Genomic DNA, 3,224 nt, shown 5'->3' on the forward strand with positions numbered 1-3,224 from the left:
GCAGCGCGCTGCGGAGTCGGTCGCTCCGTCGCGACGCCGGCGCGCCAGCCCTGCCAGCTGAAGGCGCCGGGGCCCGTCAGCGCATAGATCAGGAACCCGCCCGCGAGGCCGAGATCGGCCAGCATCAGCGTTCGCTCGGCGACTGCGGCCGGTCCGACATATTGCCAGAAGGCGTGCAGCATCACGGCCGTCACCGCGGCGAAGACCGCGAGGGCCAGACCGGTCAGGCGCGGCAGAACGCCGAGGATCAGGGCGAGCGGGCCGAAGACCTGCACGACGACGGCCGCGGTGGCGACGCCGTTCGGGAACGGCATGCCGCTGCCGGCGAGCGTCAGCGCGAAGCCCGAGACGTTGAGCGCCCGGGCGATACCCGTCGGCAGGAGTGCCGCGGCCAGGAGCAGGCGCGCGGCGAGAAGGGTTCCGTCCTGGGCGCGGGCGATCATGGTCAAGTCCGGTCGGCTGTTAGGGCTGACCGGAGGGTGCCGTATTGGTTTGAAGGCTGGGTTAAGTCCGAACGCTCAACCCGCCACCCCGCCCCGGAACAACCGGCCGCGCTCGGTCCAGAGCACCACCAGCAGCGCCAGGCCCCCGAGGGTCGCGTAGCCGATCCCGACCGGCAGCACGGTCCCGTCGAAGGCTTGGCCGATCACGTAGCCCGAGAACGCCCCCAGCATCGTGGTGTAGAACCCGACGAACGACGAGGCCGTGCCAGCGATGGCGCCGAGCGGCTCGAGCGCCAGGGCGTTGAAGTTCGGCAGCGCGAAGCTCATCAGGAACTGGTTGGCCGCCAGGATCGACAGGAACGCCGCGAGCGGCGGGTGGCCGTGATAGGCGAGCCCGATTCCGACCTGGGCCAGGGCCACCAGCGTGAAGGCGATGATGCCAGCATGCGAGAGCGCCCGCATCCCGAGCCGGCGGACGATCCGGGCGTTGATCAGCGTCGCCGCCCCCATGGCGCCGGCCACCAGCCCGAAGGCCAGGGGGAACAGCGGCCCGAGGTGGTACAGCCCGGTGTCGAACACCTGCTGGGCCGATCCGACATAGCCCATGATGCAGCCGGTGAGCAGGCCGAGCGCCGTGGCGTAGCCGATGGAGACCCGGGTCGTCACGGTGGTGCGCACCGCGTCCCAGGTCGCCCGGAGGGAAAGCGGGCGGCGGTATTCCGGGTGGAGGGTCTCCGGCATCCGCAGCGAGAACCAGGCGGTCAGCCAGAAGGCCAAAGCCAGCATCGAGACGAACACGTAGACCCACGATCCCAGCGCCAGCATCAGGCCGCCGATCGCCGGGGCGATCATCGGGACGATCAGGAAGACCATCATGGTCAGCGACATCACGCTCGCCATCTCACGGCCGGCGAAGCGGTCGCGCACGATAGCCACCGAGAGCACCCGCCCGCCGGCCGCGCCGATGCCCTGGATGACGCGGGCCGCCAGCAGCCAGCCGAAGCTCGGCGCCACCATAGCGAGCCCGCAGCCGACCACGTAGATCGCGAGACTCGTCAGGAGGACCTTCCGGCGCCCGAACGTGTCCGAGACCGGCCCGTAGGCGAGCTGCGCGATGCCGAACCCCGCCATGAACACGTAGACGAGGAGTTGCAGCCGGTTCGGATCGGACACGGAGAAGCGCGCCTCGATCGCCGGGAAGGCCGGCAGAAGGTTGTCGATCGAGATGGCGGTGACCGCCATCATCAGCGCGATGATGGCGACGAACTCGGTGAAGCCCGGCCCCGACCGGGTCTGCGGGGCGTGAGCCTCTTGGACCGGCGGGTTGGGCCGGATCGCGATTGTCACAATACGCACTCGTGCTGCGAAGGAATCGCCCGACGGAGGCGCCCCCTTCGCGGCACGCTTATGGCCGACGTACCTGCGCGATGCAGCTCAGGCCGGCAGCGGGCGCAGGGCCGGCTCCCGGGGGTTGCGCCCGACGAAGCCCGCCATCAGGGCGGCGACCAGGCAGAGCAGGCCGGCCGACACGAAGGCGCCGAGATAGGTCCCGGTATCGGTGCGCACCATGCCGGCGAGCCAGGCGGCCGAGGCGGCGCCGATCTGGTGGGCGGCGGCGATCCAGCCGAACATCAGCGCAGCGTTCTCCTCGCCGAAGGACTTTCCGGCGAGCTGCACGGTGGGCGGTACGGTGGCGATCCAGTCGAGCCCGTAGAACACCGCGAACAGGGACAGGCCGTAGAAGCTGAGATCGAACGAGTAGGGCAGGAAGATCAGCGACAGGCCGCGCAGGCCGTAATACCAGGCGAGCAGCTTGCGGGAATCGAATCGGTCGGTGAGCCAGCCCGAGGCCGTGGTGCCGATCAGGTCGCAGATACCCATCACCGCGAGCAGGCCCGCGGCCGTGACCTCCGCGATGCCGTGATCGATGCAGGCGGGAATCAGGTGGGTTCCGATCAGCCCGTTGGTCGAGGCACCGCAGATGAAGAACGTGCCCGAGAGCAGCCAGAAATCCTTCGACTTGAGGCCGGTCCGCAGACCGCGCAGGGCCCGCACCGCAGGATTCTCGGTGAGCACCGGGGTGGGTGTGATCGTGGTCTCGCCGTAACGGGGCAGGCCGAGATCGGCGGGCCGGTCGCGCAGCAGCAGGGCCGCCAGCGGGATCAGCAGGAGGGTCACGGCCGCGACCAGGAGCGAGACCGAGCGCCAGCCCGACCCGACGGCCAGGGAGGCCAGCATCGGCAGGAAGATCAGCTGCCCGGTGGCGCTGCTTGCGGTGAGCAGCCCGACCACGAGGCCGCGCCGCTTGCCGAACCAGCGGCCCGCCACGGTGGCGCCGAGCACGTTGGCGACCATGCCGGAGCCCGATCCGACTACGATGCCCCAGAGCAGCACCATCTGCCACGGCGCCGTCATCAGGCTGGTGGCGGCCGTGCCGACGGCCAGGACGAAGAGCGAGCAGCACACTGCGGTGCGCAGGCCGAAGCGCTCGATGATCGCCACCGCGAACGGCCCGATCATGCCGTACAGGAAGATGTTGAGCGCGATGCCGACGCTGATCGTGGCGGCCGTCCAGCCGAATTCCCGCTCCCACGGGACGATCAGCACGCTCGGCGTCGCGCGCACGCCCGCCCCGATCAGCAGCACCAGGAAGGTCACCGCGACCACGACCCAGGCATAGTGCAGGCGCGGCACGGGGGGCGGCGCGGGCAGCGTCTCGACGGGAACGGACATGTTCGGGCTCCGGGGTGTGAGACGGCCGGCGGCGGCGTGTCAGGGGGG

General features: G+C 70.3%; 3 protein-coding genes. All 3 read right to left on the bottom strand.

Going from position 1 to position 3,224, the window contains the following annotated elements; all coding sequences use genetic code 11:
- A partial coding sequence (locus FV228_RS24575; RefSeq protein WP_147856951.1) for a DoxX family protein occupies positions 1 to 443 on the bottom strand: 443 nt, incomplete at its 3' end.
- 75 nt (positions 444 to 518) lie between these two features.
- On the bottom strand, positions 519 to 1,685 hold the full coding sequence (locus FV228_RS24580; protein WP_147856953.1) for a multidrug effflux MFS transporter: 1,167 nt from the start codon (positions 1,683 to 1,685) through the stop codon (positions 519 to 521).
- A gap of 192 nt (positions 1,686 to 1,877) precedes the next feature.
- A complete protein-coding gene (locus tag FV228_RS24585; RefSeq protein ID WP_147856952.1) occupies positions 1,878 to 3,176 on the bottom strand; it encodes an MFS transporter in 1,299 nt (432 codons plus the stop codon).
- Positions 3,177 to 3,224: the final 48 nt, after the last annotated feature.

This window comes from Methylobacterium sp. WL18 (genome assembly GCF_008040015.1).
In the GTDB taxonomy this organism is placed as follows: Bacteria; Pseudomonadota; Alphaproteobacteria; order Rhizobiales; family Beijerinckiaceae; genus Methylobacterium; species Methylobacterium mesophilicum.